16 protein-coding genes and 2 pseudogenes are annotated in these 16,832 nt (G+C 69.6%); 10 read left to right on the top strand and 8 right to left on the bottom strand.

The features are described from left to right. Positions 1-190 (bottom strand): annotated as a pseudogene (locus A5700_RS26115) (hypothetical protein); the annotation flags it as partial. Between A5700_RS26115 and A5700_RS13685 the strand changes: the two are divergent. The 4 genes and pseudogenes from A5700_RS13685 to A5700_RS13675 all read left to right on the top strand — a co-directional run. Continuing rightward, a pseudogene (locus A5700_RS13685) lies at positions 108-929 on the top strand (acyl-CoA dehydrogenase family protein); the annotation flags it as partial. The pseudogenes A5700_RS26115 and A5700_RS13685 sit on opposite strands and share 83 nt — an antisense overlap. A 6-nt stretch (positions 930-935) precedes the next feature. Beyond that, complete coding sequence (fadD17, locus tag A5700_RS13680) at positions 936-2,447, top strand: long-chain-fatty-acid--CoA ligase FadD17 (protein ID WP_068065947.1); 1,512 nt, start codon at positions 936-938, stop codon at positions 2,445-2,447. A 46-nt stretch (positions 2,448-2,493) separates the two neighbouring features. Further along, positions 2,494-2,655, top strand: coding sequence for a hypothetical protein (locus A5700_RS26610; protein WP_197502724.1), 162 nt, complete (start codon positions 2,494-2,496; stop codon positions 2,653-2,655). Between the two features lie 168 nt (positions 2,656-2,823). Continuing rightward, positions 2,824-3,537: a serine hydrolase gene (locus tag A5700_RS13675; RefSeq protein ID WP_068065944.1), complete on the top strand. Its 714-nt coding sequence runs from the start codon at positions 2,824-2,826 to the stop codon at positions 3,535-3,537. Here the strand turns inward: A5700_RS13675 and A5700_RS13670 are convergent. Genes A5700_RS13670 through A5700_RS13655 form a run of 4 tightly spaced genes read right to left on the bottom strand, consistent with a single transcriptional unit; the run spans position 3,523 to position 8,341 of the window. Continuing rightward, the gene (locus A5700_RS13670) at positions 3,523-5,073 is read right to left on the bottom strand and encodes an acetolactate synthase large subunit (RefSeq protein ID WP_068065941.1); all 1,551 of its coding nucleotides are present in this window, start codon (positions 5,071-5,073) and stop codon (positions 3,523-3,525) included. The genes A5700_RS13675 and A5700_RS13670 overlap by 15 nt on opposite strands. After that, a complete protein-coding gene (locus tag A5700_RS13665; protein WP_068065938.1) occupies positions 5,070-5,894 on the bottom strand; it encodes an amidohydrolase family protein in 825 nt (274 codons plus the stop codon). Before A5700_RS13665 ends, A5700_RS13670 begins: the two co-directional genes overlap by 4 nt. A gap of 23 nt (positions 5,895-5,917) precedes the next feature. After that, entirely contained in the window at positions 5,918-6,685 is a 768-nt protein-coding gene (locus tag A5700_RS13660) for a fructosamine kinase family protein (protein WP_068065931.1), read from the bottom strand. A 3-nt stretch (positions 6,686-6,688) separates the two neighbouring features. Next, positions 6,689-8,341 carry an acyl-CoA synthetase gene (locus tag A5700_RS13655; protein WP_068065927.1) on the bottom strand — a complete coding sequence of 551 codons (1,653 nt, stop codon included), beginning with the start codon at positions 8,339-8,341 and terminating at the stop codon, positions 6,689-6,691. Positions 8,342-8,375: 34 nt separating this feature from the next. Here A5700_RS13655 and A5700_RS13650 point away from each other — a divergent pair, with 34 nt between their 5' ends. Continuing rightward, the gene (locus A5700_RS13650) at positions 8,376-9,218 is read left to right on the top strand and encodes a crotonase/enoyl-CoA hydratase family protein (protein WP_156671213.1); all 843 of its coding nucleotides are present in this window, start codon (positions 8,376-8,378) and stop codon (positions 9,216-9,218) included. A 102-nt stretch (positions 9,219-9,320) separates the two neighbouring features. Here A5700_RS13650 and A5700_RS13645 read toward each other — a convergent pair whose 3' ends face one another. Continuing rightward, positions 9,321-10,544, bottom strand: a complete 1,224-nt coding sequence (locus tag A5700_RS13645; protein WP_068065923.1) for a cytochrome P450 — start codon at positions 10,542-10,544, stop codon at positions 9,321-9,323. 42 nt (positions 10,545-10,586) lie between these two features. Between A5700_RS13645 and A5700_RS13640 the strand changes: the two genes are divergently transcribed. Further along, a complete protein-coding gene (locus tag A5700_RS13640; RefSeq protein WP_068065920.1) occupies positions 10,587-11,312 on the top strand; it encodes an acetoacetate decarboxylase family protein in 726 nt (241 codons plus the stop codon). 137 nt (positions 11,313-11,449) lie between these two features. On the opposite strand, the gene A5700_RS13635 is transcribed toward A5700_RS13640, so the two are convergent. Beyond that, on the bottom strand, positions 11,450-12,481 hold the full coding sequence (locus A5700_RS13635; RefSeq protein ID WP_068065917.1) for an LLM class F420-dependent oxidoreductase: 1,032 nt from the start codon (positions 12,479-12,481) through the stop codon (positions 11,450-11,452). A gap of 64 nt (positions 12,482-12,545) precedes the next feature. On the opposite strand from A5700_RS13635, the gene A5700_RS13630 reads away from it, so the two are divergent. Genes A5700_RS13630 through A5700_RS13615 form a run of 4 tightly spaced genes read left to right on the top strand, consistent with a single transcriptional unit; the run spans position 12,546 to position 16,227 of the window. Further along, entirely contained in the window at positions 12,546-13,541 is a 996-nt protein-coding gene (locus A5700_RS13630; protein WP_068065914.1) for a Zn-ribbon domain-containing OB-fold protein, read from the top strand. Positions 13,542-13,555: 14 nt separating this feature from the next. After that, the gene (locus A5700_RS13625) at positions 13,556-14,620 is read left to right on the top strand and encodes a thiolase domain-containing protein (protein WP_068065910.1); all 1,065 of its coding nucleotides are present in this window, start codon (positions 13,556-13,558) and stop codon (positions 14,618-14,620) included. Next, entirely contained in the window at positions 14,620-15,819 is a 1,200-nt protein-coding gene (locus tag A5700_RS13620; RefSeq protein WP_068065907.1) for a thiolase domain-containing protein, read from the top strand. The genes A5700_RS13625 and A5700_RS13620 overlap by 1 nt, the downstream gene beginning before the upstream one ends. Next, the gene (locus A5700_RS13615) at positions 15,820-16,227 is read left to right on the top strand and encodes a nuclear transport factor 2 family protein (protein WP_068065904.1); all 408 of its coding nucleotides are present in this window, start codon (positions 15,820-15,822) and stop codon (positions 16,225-16,227) included. Here the strand turns inward: A5700_RS13615 and A5700_RS13610 are convergent. Continuing rightward, positions 16,224-16,748, bottom strand: a complete 525-nt coding sequence (locus tag A5700_RS13610; protein ID WP_068065901.1) for a gamma carbonic anhydrase family protein — start codon at positions 16,746-16,748, stop codon at positions 16,224-16,226. The two genes, A5700_RS13615 and A5700_RS13610, sit on opposite strands and share 4 nt — an antisense overlap. Positions 16,749-16,832: the final 84 nt, after the last annotated feature.

Below are 16,832 nucleotides of genomic sequence, written 5' to 3'. Positions count from 1 at the left end.
CGGCGCCCAGCACCACCGACTCCAGGTAGGGCACCGCGGCCAGCTGGTGGCCCAGCGCGACGAGGATGGCGATCTGCTCGAGGGCACCGAACCCGTCGCCGCCGACGCTGGGCGCCGGGGCGCTGGCCCGCTTCGGAAGCGAAGCGCTGCAACAACAGTGGGGCGCACCCGCGGTAGGCGGTGAGAAGATCCTGACCGCCGCGCTGCTGGGTGACATGGGCGACGGGCCGGTGCGGGCCGCCGCCGCCGGCGACGGCTACCGCCTCACCGGCGCGCGGACCCAGGTCGGTTTCGGCCCGGTGGCGGACGCGTTCCTGGTGCCCGCCGAGACCGATGGCGGCACCAAGGTCTTCCTGGTCGCCGCCGGCGACCCGGGCGTCTCGGTCACCGCCCTGGAGACCACCGGCCTGGGTAGCGTCGGGCATTTGACGCTGGACGGAACCGAGGTCGCCGGTGACCGGGTCGTCGGGGGCGCCGAGGTGGTGCTTTGGCTCGACACCCTGAACTCGTTGGGGCGCAGCGCCTTCCAGCTGGGCGTGCTCGAGCGGGGATTGCAGCTGACGGCCGAATACGCCCGCGAGCGTGAGCAATTCGACCGTCCGATCGGCAGCTTCCAGGCGGTCGCGCAGCGACTGGCCGACGGCTACATCGACGTTAAGGGCCTGCGGCTGACCCTGACCCAGGCGGGGTGGCGGGTATCCGAGGACGTGCCGGCCGAGATCGACGTCGCCAGTGCGGCGTTCTGGGCCGCGGACGCGGGGCACCGGGTGGCGCACACGATCGTGCACGTGCACGGCGGTGTGGGCGTCGACACCGATCACCCGGTGCACCGATACTTCCTGGCCGCCAAGGAAGCCGAGTTCGCGTTGGGCGGTGCCACCGCGCAGCTGCGCCGCATCGGCCGCGAGCTGGCGGAGACGCCCGCTTAACGCGCGATGGATCTCGCCGACGACCTGACCGTCACCAAGCTGCTGGTGCCGCTGACCGAGATCGACGATCGGGGCCTGTTTTTCGAGGACTCGTTCATCAGTTGGCGCGAGCACCTGCGGCACGCCGCGGCGGTGGCCGCCGCGCTGCGCACCCGGCTCGACCCCGCCCACCCGCCGCATGTCGGGGTCCTGCTGGAGAACACCCCGTTCTTCTCGGCCATGCTGGTGGCGGCGGGCATGTCGGGCATCGTGCCGGTGGGCCTGAACCCGGTGCGCCGCGGGGAGGCGCTGCAGCGCGACATCGCCCGCGCCGATTGCCAATTGGTGCTCGCGGACGCGAAGTCCGCCGAAACGCTGGCCGGCATCGAGCATATCGACGTGGACTCCCCGCAATGGGCCGAGGAGGTCGGCGCGCACCCCGACGTACCGCCGACGTTCCAGTCGGCGTCACCGAGCGACCTGTTCATGCTGATCTTCACCTCGGGCACCAGCGGTGAACCCAAGGCGGTCAAGGTCAGCCACGGCAAGGTGGCGATCGCCGGGGTGACGATGTCGCAGCGGTTCGGGCTGGGCGGTGACGACGTCTGCTATGTGTCGATGCCGCTGTTCCACTCCAACGCGGTGCTGGTCGGTTGGGCGGTCGCGGCGGCCTGCCAAGGGTCGATGGCGTTGCGGCGCAAGTTTTCCGCGTCGAATTTCCTGCCCGACGTCCGCCGCTACCACGCGACCTACGCCAACTACGTCGGCAAACCGCTGTCCTACGTGCTGGCCACGCCGCAGCGGCCGGACGACGCCGACAACCCGCTGCGCGCGGTGTACGGCAACGAGGGCGTCCCGTCGGACATCGAACGCTTCGCCCGCCGGTTCGGGTGCGTGGTGCAGGACGGGTTCGGCTCCACCGAGGGCGGCGTGGCGATCGCACGCACCCCCGACACGCCGGACGGCGCGCTGGGCCCGCTGCCCGAGGGCATCGACATCATCGACCCCGAAACCGGCGAGCCGTGCCCGGTGGGGGTGGTCGGGGAGCTGGTGAACACCGCCGGCCCCGGCCGCTTCGAGGGTTACTACAACGACCCGGCGGCCGAGGCCGAGCGGATGGCGGGCGGGGCGTATCACTCGGGTGACCTGGCGTACCGTGACGACGCCGGGTACGCCTATTTCGCTGGGCGCCTCGGTGATTGGATGCGGGTCGACGGCGAGAACCTGGGGGCGGCACCGATCGAGCGGGTGCTGTTGCGGCACCCGGACGTCGTCGAAGTGGCGGTTTACGCGGTGCCCGACCCGGTGGTCGGCGACCAGGTGATGGCCGCGCTGGTGCTGGCGCCGGGGGCCGAGTTGGACGCCGAGAAGTTCCGCGCCTTCCTGGCCGAGCAGCCCGACCTTGGACCCAAACAGTGGCCCGCGCACGTCCGGATCAGCGCCGCTCTCCCGCGCACCGTCACCTTTAAGGTGCTCAAGCGGCAGCTGGCCGCCCAGGGTTTCGACTGCGCCGACCCGATCCTGTCGATCCCCCGCTAGCGCGGCCGGGTTTGGCCCGCGCCCAGAAAGGGAATCTGGCGGCTTGATGAAGAGTGCGAAGGCGGTTGCCGGCTGGGTGCTGGCCGGTTCTCTGGGCGCCGCGTTGGCCGTAGGCGCCGGTGTGGCCGTCGCCGATCCGGCGCCGCCACCGCAGACGTGGGAACCGCCGCCGCCCGAGGGGTTGCCGCTGCCGCCGCCGCCGGGTTAGCCGCCGCCGTGGGTGCGCCCTCGACCGGCGTGCGCTGCCCGGTGCGCCGGGGTGGGTCGACGATAATGGGGCACTGCACACGTCGGGACGGAAGGGAGAGGCGATGGTTGCCGCGCCGGCTCAAAGCACCGCCGCTGCGCCGCCGTTGCCCTCCCGGATGACCGCCGCGTGAGCGCGCGGCCCCTCGAGCTCGCGCTGGAGGCGAGCTTCGAGCAGTTGTCCGCTACGGTGCCGGCCGACGTGGGCATCGCCGTGGCGCGCCCGGACCGGACGTATTCGCTGGGCCGTTGGTGGTCCGGCGTCGCCTGGTCGACGATCAAGGTGCCGCTGGCGATCGCGGCGCTGCGCAGCGACTGGCTGCGGGCCAAGGATCTCGCGGTCAAGGCCATCACCGAATCGGATAACCAAGCGTCCGAACAACTGTGGGCGCAATTGGGCGGTCCGGCCGATGCCGCGCGGCGCGTGCAGGGCGTGATCGCCGAGGGCGGTGACACCGCGACCGTGGTCGAATCGCGGCGGCTGCGACGCGGATTCACCGCCTTCGGGCAGACCCAGTGGACCCTGCAGCGGCAGGCGAGATTCGCGGCGGAGCTGCCGTCGATCCCCGACGCGGCCGACGTCGTCGACCTCATGCAGCGCCTGAGTGCCGGGCAGCGCTGGGGCCTGGCCGCGAAAGGCTATGCGGCCAAGGGAGGATGGGGCCCCGGGGTGCGGGGCGAGTACCTGGTCCGGCAGTTCGGCATCGTGCCGACGCCGTCGGGGCAGTGGGGCGTGGCGCTGGCGGCCGAGGTGCACGACGGCGTCTTCGAGACCGGCGTCGCGGTGCTCGACACTTTGTCGGAGTGGCTGCTGAGCCGGCTGCCCGGGTTAGCCCGTTATTGAGGGGACGACCGCCTCGATCAGATGCGGTCCCGGCTCGGCGAAGGCCGCGCGCAGGGCTTCGGTGAACTCCTCGGCGGTGCTGGCGCGCCGGGCCGGCACGCCCATGCCCTCACTGATCTTCACGAAATCCATTGTGGGCCTTGCCAAATCCAGCAGGTTCAGCGCCTTGGGCCCGGGTGCCGATCCGGCGTCCACCCGCGCCAGTTCGATCCGCAAGATGTCGTAGGCGCTGTTGTTGTAGACCACGGTCGTGACGTCGAGGCGCTCCCGCGCCTGGGTCCACAGTCCCGAGATCGTGTACATCGCCGAGCCGTCGGACTCCAGGCACAGCACCGGTCGACCGGGCGCTGCCACCGCAGCCCCGATCGCGGCGGGAATGCCGTAGCCGATCGCCCCACCGGTCAGCGTCAGCCAGTCGTGGGCCGGCGCTCCCGCGGTGGCCGTCGGCAACAGCACCCCGGACGTGTTGGCCTCGTCGACCACGATCGCCCGCTCGGGCAGCAGCGCCCCGATCACGGCGGCCGCCGATGCGGCCGTCAAAGCGCCGGTGGGCTTTTCGGGGCGCGACGCGGCCGCCACCGACGCGCTCGTTCCGGGTGCCACCTCGTCGGCCACCGCGCTCAGCGCCTCGGCGGCGCCGCTGTGCTCGGCGAGCAGGTGCACCTCGCAGCCGGCGGGCACGAGGTCGCTCGGCATGCCCGGGTAGGCGAAGAACGACACCGGCGATTTCGCGCCGGCCAGCACGAGGTGCTTGGCGCCGTCGAGTTGCGCGGCGGCGGCCTCGGCGAAGTACGCGAGGCGCTCGACCGCGGGAACACCGGCGCCGCGTTCCAGCCGGGTGGGGAACGTCTCACACAGCAACCGCGCCCCGGTCGCCTGCGCGATGCGCGACGCGGCGGCCAAGCCGGGGCCGCGGGTGGCGTCACCGCCGATCATCAGCACGGTGGGCTCCCCCGAGCGCAGCACCTCGACCACCTCGAACGCCAACCGCGGCTCGGCGCCCGCCGGCTGCGCGGGCAGCGGCCCGGCCGGCCGCGCCCCGTCGGACCAGGACACGTCCGCGGGCAGGATCAGGGTGGAGATGCGCGGACCCGACCGGCTCGCCGCGATGGCCTCGGCCGTGTCGGTGGCGACGGCGGCGGTGCTCGTCGTGCGGCGCGCCCACCCCGACACCGTGCCCGCGACGGCGTCGATGTCGGATTCCAGTGGGGCGTCGTACTTTTTGTGATAGGTGGCGTGGTCGCCGACGACCACCACCATCGGCACCCGGGCCCGCCGTGCGTTGTGCAGGTTGGCCAGGCCGTTGCCCAGCCCCGGGCCCAGGTGCAGCAGCACGGCGGCGGGCCGATCGGCCATGCGGGCGTAGCCGTCGGCGGCTCCCGTGGCGACGCCTTCGAAAAGGACCAGCACGCCGCGCATGTCGGGAACGTCGTCCAGAGCCGCGACGAAGTGCATCTCCGACGTGCCCGGGTTGGCGAAGCACACGTCGATCCCCCCGTCGACCAGGGTGTTGATCAACGCCTGCGCACCGTTCACGCGATTCCCTCCAGGTTGAAGACGCCCACGGCGTTGTCGTGCAGAAAGTCGCGGCGCGCCGCGTCGGTCAGGCCCAGCCCGTCCAGTCCCGCCAGCGCATGCTGGTGGGCGATCATCGGATAGTTGGTGCCAAACAACACCTTTCGTTGACCGGTGCCGGTCTTCATGAATCTGACGAGCTCGTCGGGCAACCGCTTCACGGTGTAGGCGGAGGTGTCGATGTAGACGTTCGGGTGTTTGCGGGCCACGGCGACCATCTCCTCGGTCCACGGGTAGCCGACGTGCCCGCAGACGATCACCAGCTCCGGGAAGTCCAGGGCCACCTGATCGATGTAGGGGATCGGACGGCCGGTTTCGGAGGGGCGCAGCGGGCCGGTGTGCCCCACCTGGGTGCAGAACGGCACGCCGAGCTGCACGCACTCGGCGAACAGGGGGTAGTAGCGGCGGTCGGTGGGCGGCGCGTTCCACAACCACGGCACCACCCGCAGGCCCCGGAATCCTTCGCCCACCCGGCGCCGAAGTTCCCGCACGGCCGCCATGGGGCGGTCCAGGTCCACCGCCGCCAGGCCGACGAACCGGTTCGGCTGCGACCGAATCCACTGCGCCACCTCGTCGTTGGAGACCAGGTCCTGCCCGTTGGGGCCCTGCCAGGCGCTGAGGATGCCGAGTCCGACACCGGCGGCGTCCATCGCCGCGACCGTCGCCTCGATCGGGATGTCGCCGTCGGGGAGTGCATCACCGGTCCAGCGGCGCAGGGACGCCAGCATGTCGCTGCGCAGGAACCGCGCGGTGGGATGCTGCATCCAGACGTCGATCGTCATCGGCTCCAACCTAGCTGAGCCGGTCAGGCGGCGAGCGCGGCGCGGGCGGCGGCCTCGGTCTGCCGCGCATACCCGCCGCCGAACAACACGACGTGTGCCAGCAGCGGGAACAGCTGATGCAGCCCGATCCGGTCGCGCCAGCCTGCCCGCAACGGGCGCACCCGCCCATAGGCGTCCAGAATCTCATCGAGGTGCGGGCAGCCGAACAGCGCCAGCATGGCCAGGTCGGTCTCGCGGTGCCCGCTGTGCGCGGCGGGATCGATCAGCACCACCCCGGCCGGCGTCCACATCACGTTGCCGCTCCACAGGTCGCCGTGCAGCCGCGCCGGGTGCTCGTCGTCGTCGAAATCGCCGGCCCGGCAGCGCCGCCCAACCGCGTCGAGCGCGGCCCGCGTCGACGCGTCGAGCCGAGGCGCGGCGAGCTCGGCCATGGGCGTCAGCCGCTCGTCGGCGTAAAACTCGCCCCAGCGCTCGCGTCGGCGCAGCGACATCGGCAGTGGCTGCGCCAGCGGGCCGAAGAAGCCCGGCCCGTCCCAGCCGTCGGGCCCCGCCCCGAACGCGGCTCCGCCGGCGTCGTGCGTCACGGCCAACCGGCCACCGAACTCGCGCGCCGCCGCGGGGCTCGGGGCCACCGATTCCAGCCGCTGCAGCGTCAGGCTGCTCGCGTCGTGAGCGACGACACGGGCGCACGGCACACCGCCGTCGACGCTCGCCAACCAGCGCAGCCCCGCGGCCTCCCAGCCGAAGAAACCCTCGGGCGCGTCGGGGTGCCGCTTGACGAAGTCGGTCAAGTGTCAGGCGGTCACGTGGCTCGCGTGCACGTCGTCGGCCGGGCGCGCCTCGGTCTGTTCCTTGGCCCACCGGTAGTCGGGCTTGCCGGCCGGCGACCGCTTGACCTCGTCGACCAGCCACAGGCTGCGCGGCACCTTGTAGCCCGCGATCTCGGAGCGCACGAACGCGTCGAGGTCCGCCAGCGACGGCCGGCAGCCGGCCCGCGGCTGCACGACCGCGGCCACGTGCTGGCCGTAGCGGGGGTCGGGCACGCCGACGACCAGGGCGTCGAACACGTCGGGATGGCCCTTCAGCGCCGCCTCGACCTCTTCGGGGTAGATCTTCTCGCCGCCGCTGTTGATCGACACCGACCCGCGGCCCAGCATGGTGACGGTGCCGTCCTCCTCGACCAGCGCCCAGTCGCCCGGGATGGCGTAGCGCACCCCGTTGATCGTCTTGAACGTCTCGGCGGTCTTCTTCTCGTCCTTGTAGTAGCCGACGGGGATGTTGCCCTTCTTGGCGATGAACCCGCGGACGCCCGAGCCCGGCTTGACCTCGTTGCCGTCGTCGTCGAGCACGACCGTGCGGTGGTCGATGGTTACCCGCGGCCCGCCGCTGTGCGGGGCGTCCTGGGCGACGATGCTGGTGCCGCCGAAGCCGGTCTCCGAGGAACCGATGGAATCGGTGATCACCCGGTTCGGCAGGAGTTCCAGCAGCCGCTCCTTGATGCTCGGCGAGAACAGCGCGGCGGTCGAGGCGAGCAGGAACAGCGAAGAGAGATCGTATTCGTTGCCCTTGTCTTGATGGGCCAGCAGCGCATCGAGCAGCGGCCGGGCCATGGCGTCACCGGTGAAGAAGAGCAGGTTGACCTTGTGGTCGTGGATGGTGCGCCACACCGCGTCGGCGTTGAATTCCGGTGCCAGGACGGTGGTTTGACCGGAGAAGATGGACATCCAGGTGGCCGACTGGGTGGCGCCGTGGATCATCGGCGGAATCGGGTAGCGCACCATCGGCGGGTTGGCGGCCGCGGCCTTCGCCAGGTCGTACTCGTCGGCGATGAATTCGCCCGTGGCGAAGTCGGTTCCGCCGAACAGCACCCGGTAGATGTCCTCGTGGCGCCACATCACGCCCTTGGGGAAGCCGGTGGTGCCGCCGGTGTAGAGCAGGTAGATGTCGTCGGCGCTGCGCTCGCCGAAGTCGCGCTCCGGCGAGCCCTGCGCGATCGCGGAGTAGAACTCGACGCCGCCGTAGCGCTGGTAGTCGTTGTCGCTGCCGTCCTCGATCACCAGGATCGTCTTGACGTCGGGCGTGTCCGGCAGCACGTTGGCCACCCGGTCGGAGTACTGGCGTTCGTGCACCAGCGCGACCATGTCCGAGTTGTCGAACAGGTAGCGCAGCTCGCCCTCGACGTAGCGGTAGTTGACGTTGACCAGAATGGCGCCGGCCTTGACGATGCCCAGCATCGCGATGACGATCTCGATGCGGTTGCGGCAGTACAGGCCGACCTTGTCGTCCTTGCGCACGCCCTGGTCGAGGAGGTAGTGCGCCAGCCGGTTGGCCTTCTCCTCGAGTTCGGCGTAGGTCAGCTTCTCGTCACCGCAGATCAGGGCGACACGGTCGGGCACAGCGTCGATGGCGTGCTCTGCGAGATCGGCAATATTCAGGGCCACGGCCACCAAATTAGAACGTGTTACATTTCTTGACAAGCTCATGCTCATTGACGAGGGAAAGGCGGCAGCCGTGGTCGAGGCTCCAGCAAACGAACAATCGGGTCCCGACGCGATCGTCGAGCAGCGCGGACACACCCTCATCGTCACCCTGAACCGGCCGCACGCGCGCAACGCGCTGAGCACGGAAATGATGGAAATCATGGTCCAGGCCTGGGACCGCGTCGACAACGATCCCGACATCCGGTGCTGCATCCTGACCGGCGCCGGTGGTTACTTCTGCGCCGGCATGGACCTCAAGGCGGCAACCAAGAAGCCGCCGGGCGAATCCTTCAAGGACGGCAGCTACGACCCGTCACGAATCGACGCGCTGCTCAAGGGCCGCCGGCTCACCAAACCGTTGATCGCCGCCGTGGAAGGGCCCGCCATCGCCGGGGGCACCGAGATCCTGCAGGGCACCGATATCCGCATCGCCGGCGAGAGCGCCAAGTTCGGCATCTCCGAGGCCAAGTGGAGCCTGTACCCGATGGGCGGCTCCGCGGTACGGTTGGTGCGCCAGATCCCCTACACCGTGGCCTGTGACCTGCTGCTGACCGGGCGGCACATCACCGCCGCGGAGGCCAAGGAGATGGGCCTAGTGGGGCACGTCGTCCCGGACGGGCAGGCGCTGGCCAAGGCGCTGGAGATCGCCGAGATCATCGAGAACAACGGGCCGCTGGCCGTGCAGGCGATCCTGCGGGCGATCCGCGAGACCGAGGGCATGCACGAGAACGACGCCTTCGAGATCGACACCCAGATCGGCATCAAGGTCTTCCTGTCCGACGACGCCAAGGAAGGCCCCCGCGCGTTCGCCGAGAAGCGCAAGCCCAACTTCCAGAACAAGTAGCCGGCCGCTCGCGGGCAAAGGCATCATCGCTCGCGAGCGTAAGGCCACTGCGGAAATCTCCGCGAGTTCTCGCAGTGGCCTTACGCTCGCGACCAGAACGCGTCAGCTCAGCAGCGGCGCGCTGGGGGTGAACACCACCGGCATCGACTCCAGGCCGCTGACGAAGTTCGCCGGGCGCAGCGGCAGCGTCGAGTCGTCGTCGGCCAGCCTCAGGTCGGGCAGTCGCTTGAGCACTCGCTCGGTCATCATCGACAACTCCAGCCGGGCCAACTGGTTACCCAGGCAGAAATGCGACCCGAACCCGAACGCCATGTGGCTGTTCGGGTTTCGCCGAATGTCGAAAGCATCCGGGTCGTCGAACACGTTCTCGTCGAAGTTGCCCGACTCGAAGAGCAGCATGATCTTCTCGCCCTCGCGCAGCGCCGTGCCGTGAAAGTCGGTGTCCGCCGTCAGGATTCGGCACATGTTCTTCACCGGCGAGGTCCAGCGCAGCATCTCCTCGATGGCGCCCGGCAGCAACGACGGATCACGCACCAACGCGTCCCACTGGTCGCGGTGGCGCACCAGCTGCTCGGTGCCGCCGCTGAGGGTGTGCCGGGTGGTCTCGTCACCGCCGATGAGGATCAGCAGCGTCTCCATGACGATCTCGTCGTCGGACATCCGCTGCCCCTCCACCTCGGCGTTGACCAGGATGGAAAACAGGTCCTCGGTGGGCTCGGAGCGCCGCTTGGCGATGATGTCCATGGTGAACGCGGTGTAGGCGGCGAAGGCGTTCATCACCGTCTGGAATTCCGTTGAGGCGGGGTCGATGTGCGAACTCAGCCCGCACACCAGGTCGTCCGACCACTTCAAAAGCATGCCGCGCTCCTCGGGCAGCACGCCGAGCATGTCGCCGATGACCGCCATGGGCAGCGGGGCCGCGATGTCGCGCACGAAGTCGCACTCGCCGCGCTCACACACCGCGTCGATCAGGGTGTCACACAGCGTGGCGATCGACGGTTCCTTCTCCTTGACCCGCTTGCGGGTGAAACCGGCGTTGACGAGCTTGCGCCGCAACAGGTGTGCGGGATCGTCCATGTCGATCATGTACGGCATCCCCGGCTGGTCCGGGCGGATCCCGCCGGTGCTCGAGAACAACTCCGGGTTACGCTCGGCGTCGAGGATGGCTTGATACGTGGTGGCGCCGGCCAACCCATTGCGATCGCGGAACACCGGCTGGTTGGCGCGCATCCAGCGATACGCCTCGCGCGAAGCGGCCCGATCGGCATAGAAGTTGCCGTCGGCCAGGTCGATGTCGCGGATCGCGTCGGGGATGGTCGTCGTCATTGAGGGCCTCCAAAGGTTAACGAAAGGATTACAGTAACCGCCATGCCTAGTTCACAACACATCGTCGCCGGGACGGTGCTCACCATGCCGGTGCGGATCCGCAAGGCCGACGTGCACACCGCGATGTTTTCCGTCGATGCCCAAGCGGCCCAGCGGCTTATCGACTACAGCGGGTTGCGAGTGTGCGAACACCGCCCGGGGCGCGCCGTCGTCAACCTGATGCTGGTGCGCTACGTCGACGGTGATCTGGGGCAGTACCACGAGTTCGGTACCGCGGTGATGGTCAATCCGCCCGGGTCGAACGCGCGGGGGCTGCGGGCGCTGGGTGCGGCGGCCGCGCTGATCCACCACCTGCCGGTCGACCAGAGCTTCACTCTCGAGGCGGGGCGCTCCATCTGGGGTTTCCCGAAGATCATGGCCGAGTTCACCGTTCGGGAACACGGGGGCCGGTTCGGGTTCGACGTCAGCGCCGACGGCGCGCACATCGCCGGCATCGACTTCGGCCGGGCCGTGCCGGTGCCGTCGGTGCTCACCTCGCGCCCGCAGGTGCTCAAGACCTACACGCACGCCGACGGCACCACCCGCGAGGTGCCTTGGGAGATGCGGGTCCGCGGCGCGCGCGGCCGGCTCGGCGGCGCGACGTTGCGGTTGGGCGAGCACCCCTACGCCAAGGAACTCGCGTCGTTGGGACTGCCGCGGCGGGCGATGGTAAGCGGTTCGGTCGGCCACGTCGAGATGACCTTCGACGACGCCCACCCGCTCGGCTGACCGCCCGGCCCCGGGTCGACCGCCCGGCGCGTCGCCGCGCGGCGGCGTGCTCGGGCGTGTCATCCGGACAATCTAGAACGCGTTCTAAGCCGCTGGCAAGGAAAATAGAACGTGTTCTACTCGGTGGCGCGCGTCGGTCAGATCAGGGTCGCCAGCTCTTGGACCTGCTCCGTACTGCGTCCCGACACCACCATCATCGTTACTCCGGCGGCCTCCCACGCCTTGATCTGCTTACGCACGTAGTCGACATCGCCGACGATCGCGGCGTCGTCGATGACCTCGTCGGGGATGATCTCGGCGGCCTTGTCCTTCTGATTGCTACGGAACAGCCTGGTGACGTCGTCGACCACTTCCGCGTAACCCATCCGGCGATAGACGTCGGCGTGGAAGTTGGTGTCCTCGGCGCCCATCCCGCCCATGTACAGCGCAATGTAGGGCTTCATGGCCGCGAACGCGGCGGGCCGGTCCTCGGTGATGACGATGTTGGCCGTCGCGCAGATCTCGAAGTCCTCGCGGCCGCGGCGCGCGCCGGGCCGCGCGAAGCCCTCGTCGAGCCACTCGTTGTAGGTGTCGGCCATGCGCGGCGTGTAGAAGATGGGCAGCCAGCCGTCGCAGACCTCGGCGGCCAGCGCGACGTTCTTCGGGCCCTCGGCCCCGAGCATGATCGGGATGTCGGCGCGCAGCGGGTGCGTGATCGGCTTGAGCGGCTTGCCCAGGCCCGTGGTGCCCTCGCCGGTGCGCGGTAGCGGGTAGTGCGGGCCGTCGCTGGTCACGGGCTTCTCCCGGGCCCACACCTGGCGGATGATGTCGACGTATTCGCGGGTGCGGGCCAACGGCTTGGGGAACGACTGGCCGTACCAGCCCTCCACCACCTGCGGGCCCGAGACGCCGAGGCCCAGGATGTGGCGACCGCCGGACAAGTGGTCGAGCGTCAGCGCGGCCATGGCGCACGCCGTCGGGGTGCGCGCGGACAACTGCACCACCGACGTGCCCAGCCGCAGCCGCTGGGTCGACGAGCCCCACCAGGCCAGCGGCGTGTACGCGTCGGACCCCCATGCCTCGGCGGTGAAGACGGCGTCGAATCCAGCCGCTTCGGCGGCGGCGACCAGTTCGGCGTGGTTCTGCGGCGGCTGCGCGCCCCAATACCCAAGTTGCAGTCCCAGCTTCATAGTCCTCGCCCTTCCGGCAGACCCGATGTTGAAACGGTTCTTAGAACCTGTTCTACTCGATGGCGTGACAGCCACTTCGAGCGGCCCGACCACCATCGATCACTCCGAGCCGCCTCTCTCCGCGCCGTTAACCCTGTCCTTCGACTACACCCGTTCGGTCGGTCCGACGCTGGGCAAGTTCTTCACCGCACTGCGCGACCGTCACGTGCTGGGGGTACGCGGATCCGATGGCCGGGTGCATGTTCCGCCGGCGGAATATGACCCGGTCACCTACGAGCCGCTGGGCGAGATGGTACCGGTGTCCAGCGTCGGCACCGTCGTGTCCTGGGCGTGGCAGCCCGACCCGATCGAGGGCCAACCGCTGGACCGGCCGTTCGCGTGGGCGCTCATCACGCTCGACGGGGCGGACACGCCGCTGCTGCATGCGGTGGACGCCGGCGAGCCCACGAACATTCGCACCGGCTCCAGGGTGCACGTGCACTGGGCCGACGAGCCGGTGGGCGCCATCACCGACATCGCCTACTTCGAGTTGGGCGACGAGGCGGAACCGGTGTCGGAACAGGCTGGCGCCGAACAAGATCCGGTTACCATGGTGGTCACGCCGATCTCGCTGACCATCCAGCACACCGCCTCGCACGAGGAGAGCGCCTACCTGCGCGCCATCGCGCAGGGCCGGCTGCTGGGCGCCAAGACCGGCGAACACGGCAAGGTCTACTTCCCGCCCCACGGCGCGGACCCGGCCACCGGCCAGCCGACCACCGACTTCGTCGAGCTGCCGGACAAGGGCACGGTGACGACGTTCGCCATCATCAACATCCCGTTCCAGGGTCAGCGCATCAAGCCGCCCTACGTGGCGGCCTACGTGCTGCTCGACGGCGCCGACATCCCGTTCCTGCACCTGGTCGCCGACATCGACGCGCACGAGGTGCGCATGGGCATGCGGGTCGAGGCGGTCTGGAAACCTCGCGACGAGTGGGGATTTGGGATCGACAACATCGAGTACTTCCGGCCGACCGGGGAACCGGACGCGGAGTACGACACCTACAAGCACCACCTGTAAAGGGCTTAGAACACATGAGCGCTCGCAACGTTGCGGTGGTCGGCTTTGCCCACGCCCCGCATGTCCGCCGCACCGACGGCACCACCAACGGCGTGGAGATGTTGATCCCGTGCTTCGGCCAACTGTACGAGGACTTGGGCATCACCAGGGCCGACATCGGTTTCTGGTGCTCGGGCTCCTCGGATTACCTTGCCGGCCGGGCTTTCTCGTTCATCTCGGCCATCGACTCGATCGGCGCCGTGCCGCCGATCAACGAGTCGCACGTCGAGATGGACGCGGCCTGGGCACTTTACGAGGCCTACATCAAGATCCTCACCGGTGAGGTCGAGACCGCGCTGGTGTACGGCTTCGGAAAGTCCTCGGCCGGGATCCTGCGTCAGATCCTGTCGCGCCAGACCGACCCCTACACGGTCGCGCCGCTGTGGCCGGACTCGATCTCGATGGCCGGGCTGCAGGCCCGGATGGGCCTCGACGCCGGCAAGTGGACGCAGGAGCAGATGGCGCGGGTGGCCTTCGACTCCTTCGCCAACGCGCGCCGCGTGGACAACGTGGAGGGCTCGATCAGCGTCGCGGAGCTGCTCGAGCGGCCGTTCTTCGCCGAGCCGTTGCGCCGGCACGACATCGCGCCGATCACCGACGGTGCCGCCGCAATCGTCCTGGCCGCCGACGACCGGGCGCGGGAACTGCGCGAAAACCCGGCCTGGATCACGGGAATCGAGCACCGCATCGAGTCCCCCGCCCTGGGTCTGCGCGACCTGACCGAGTCGCCGTCGACCAAGGCGGCGGCACATGTCGCCACGGGTGGCCGGACCGACAACCTCGACGTCGCCGAAATCTGCGCGCCCTTCACCCATCAGCACCTGATCCTGGAGGAGGCCATTCGGATTCCGGGGCCGACCAAGGTCAACCCGTCCGGTGGCGCGCTGGCGGCCAACCCGATGTTCGTCGCAGGTCTGGAACGTATCGGCTTTGCAGCACAACATATCTGGAGCGGATCGGCCGAGCGTGTGCTGGCGCACGCCACCAGCGGCCCCGCGCTTCAGCAGAACCTGGTTGCGGTCATGGAAGGGAAAAACTGATGGCCGGTGCGGGAGCGAACCTCGCCGCGGTACTGGGTACCGGACAGACGAAGTATGTGGCCAAGCGCCAGGACGTTTCGATGAACGGGTTGGTGCGCGAGGCGATCGACCGCGCCCTGGCCGACTCGGGATCGACCTTCGACGACATCGACGCCGTCGTGGTGGGCAAGGCCCCCGACTTCTTCGAGGGCGTGATGATGCCGGAGCTGTTCATGGCCGACGCCGTGGGCGCCACGGGCAAGCCGCTGATCCGGGTGCACACCGCCGGTTCGGTCGGCGGCTCCACCGGCGTGGTGGCCGCCAGCCTGGTGCAGTCGGGCAAGTACAAGCGCGTGCTGGCGATGGCGTGGGAGAAGCAGTCGGAGTCGAACGCCATGTGGGCGTTGTCGATTCCGATTCCCTTCATCAAGCCGGTGGGCGCCGGTGCGGGTGGCTACTTCGCCCCGCACGTGCGTTCCTACATCCGCCGCTCCGGCGCGCCCACCAACATCGGGGCCATGGTCGCGGTCAAGGACCGGCTCAATGGCAGCAAGAATCCGCTGGCGCACCTGCAGCAAGCCGACATCACCGTGGAGAAGGTGATGGCATCGCCGATGCTGTGGGACCCGATCCGCTACGACGAGACCTGCCCGTCGTCCGACGGCGCGGCCGCCGTCGTGATCGGTGACGAGCAGGCCGCGGAAGCCCGGCTGTCGCAAGGACATCCGGTGGCGTGGATTCACGCGACCGCGTTGCGCACCGAGCCCCTGCAATTCGCCGGGCGCGACCAGGTCAGCCCGCAGGCCGGCCGCGACGCGGCCGCCGCGCTGTGGAAGGCCGCCGGCATCGAGAGCCCCATCGACGAGATCGACGCGGCCGAGATATACGTTCCGTTCTCCTGGTTCGAGCCGATGTGGCTGGAGAACCTCGGCTTTACCCCCGAGGGCGAGGGCTGGAAGCTCACCGAGGCGGGCGAAACCAAGATCGGTGGTCGGCTGCCGGTCAACCCCTCGGGCGGCGTGCTGTCGTCGAACCCGATCGGCGCGTCGGGCCTGATCCGCTTCGCCGAGGCGGCGATCCAGGTGATGGGCAAGGGCGGCGACCACCAGGTGCCCAACGCGCGAAAGGCGTTGGGGCACGCCTACGGCGGCGGCTCGCAGTACTACTCCATGTGGGTGGTCGGGGCGGACAAGCCGACGCCCGAAAAAGTCGGTGCGTGAATGACTGAGCACCCCGCGCACGAGGCGGGCCGCCGCTCCCGCGAGGCCGTCGCGGCGCGGGACAAGCAGGCGTGGCTGGCGGTGTTCGCCGACGACGCCGTCGTCGAGGACCCGATCGGGCCGTCGGCCTTCGATCCCGAGGGCAAGGGCCACCGCGGCCGGGCCGCGATCTCGGACTTCTGGGACAAGGCCATCGCCCCCACCACCAAGATCGAATTCGTCTTCAACGACACCTACCAGTGCGGCAACGAGGAGGCCAACGTCGGCCACATCCTCATCACCACCGGTGACTACGTCACGACCGCCGAGGGCGTGTTCACCTACAAAGCCAACGACGAGGGCCAGCTGGTCGCCCTGCGCGCCTATTGGGAGATGGAGCGCGCGGCGGCCAACACCCGCAAGGCCTAGATCGGCTCGAGGCCGGCCAGGTGCCGCTGCGCGAGGTCGCGGTAGGCCTGCGGGTTCACGTTGATCCACATCTCCGCGCCGGTTCCCGCGATGGGCCCCTTCACCTGCGCCGGCGAGCCAACCGCCAACACGCCAGCGGGGATATGCGTGCCGGCGACCACCAGCGAGTGCGCGGCGATCAGGCTGCGCGCGCCGATCACGGCCCCGTCCAGCACGGTGGCGTGGTTGGCGATGAGCGCCTCGGGCCCGACGTGCACGCCGTGAATGACGCACAGATGCGCCACGGTGGCCCCGGGCCCGATGTCGACCGGGATGCCCGGCGGCGCGTGCAGCACCGAGCCGTCCTGGACGTTGGCGCCCTCCCGCACCACAATGGGGCCGTAGTCGCCGCGCAGGACGGCGTTGAACCAGATGGAGGCCCCGGCCTCGACGGTGACGTCGCCGATCAGGGTGGCGGTCGGGGCGACGAACGCGGTGGGATCGACCCGCGGCGCCCGCCCCTCGAAGGCATACAGCGGCATCGTCTAGATATACACCAACGCGCATATGTCGCAGCCGGCGCGGCCGTCACCGCATGCCGCCGCCGTTGCCGGAGGCGTCCGTCA

This window comes from Mycobacterium sp. E1214, from assembly GCF_001666755.1.
Taxonomy (GTDB): Bacteria; Actinomycetota; Actinomycetes; order Mycobacteriales; family Mycobacteriaceae; genus Mycobacterium.
The sequence above is the reverse complement of the archived record's forward strand: the minus strand, read 5'-3'. Positions and strand labels throughout refer to the sequence as shown.